Raw genomic sequence first — 1,150 nt, 5'->3', positions numbered from 1 at the left:
CCCAGGCGAGGTTGAGGTTTATCCTCGGCTTCGCCTTTTTAATTTTTTGTAGATATGAAAATAATTAATACAAAGATAGAGAATAACATACTTACAATTACTTTAGATAGCGCTAGTTCAGTAACTAAAGTTTATTTAGATAGTGTTCTTAATAAGAAGAATATGTACAGTAGTGATGATGACGATCATAACTATGTCATTGATTCTCCTAGCATTTCTGATAATGTCATTACGATAAACATTAAAGAACACGATGCCACATCTTTCATAGTTAGTGTTATTGGCAGTAATAATGCAGTTGCAATAGCTATAGACTAGAAGAATTTGTACTATAGGAAAGTAAACATGTTAGTAACTTTTTGCAATACTTGTTTAGATAAGCACCAAAAGGAAAAAATATTAATGTGTGATTTTAAATCACAATTACTTGAATATGCTCTAGCTAATCAGTTAACTGAAGATGCTATAGATTATTATATTGATTTATGTAGACTCTTAGAAATCCCATTAGAGCATACTTGCTGTACGTATAGTAGAGTAACAAATTGTAAGGTTTGTAGGAGCTGCAATAATGGTTGTTGTGCACTATGATAGAGAATAACTATAAAATAGGTAAAACAATAAGCAATAAAGTAAAGTATAATATTGCTTATGATAGAACTCAAATATTAAACTACGTGTGTGTTAATTACGTATATGATATACTAATTCAAGGATACGCGTTTAATATAGATGAGGAACAGAGAATGAAATTATTAGTAGTAATAGATAAACTATTAAAGTAATGGCATAGTACGCAACTAAAGATGAATTAAATGAACTCACAGGATTAGTAAGAACATTGTAGGGTAATGTATAGACTCTAGATACTAGCGTTGGTGAGCTTGATACATTAGTTGAAAGAATTAATCATTTAGCTACTCTTAAAGATGTTACTATTACTTATATTACAGAAGGAGATTTACTGTAGTATGCTAGTGATGGTACATGGCACAATATCCAACCATCAGCATTAGGTATTGGTGGTGGTGAAGGCGGTGGTGTAGTAGATACTTCTGTAGTAAAAGCTTTGATTAAATCTGAAGGTAGTAAGCTGTTTATAAGTAAACTATATGATGATGTATCTTCAGGTATAATTACTTTCAACGGT

Annotated in this window: 1 protein-coding gene; it reads right to left on the bottom strand. The window is 30.8% G+C overall.

The genetic code is table 11. The features are described from left to right. Nucleotides 1–942: 942 nt before the first annotated feature. On the bottom strand, nt 943–1,150 hold a 208-nt coding region (locus GH681_RS23890; protein ID WP_228112063.1), incomplete at its 5' end, for a hypothetical protein.

The sequence above is a fragment of the Zoogloea sp. 1C4 genome (assembly GCF_009469605.1).
Taxonomy (GTDB): Bacteria; Pseudomonadota; Gammaproteobacteria; order Burkholderiales; family Rhodocyclaceae; genus Zoogloea; species Zoogloea oryzae.
The sequence above is the reverse complement of the archived record's forward strand: the minus strand, read 5'-3'. Positions and strand labels throughout refer to the sequence as shown.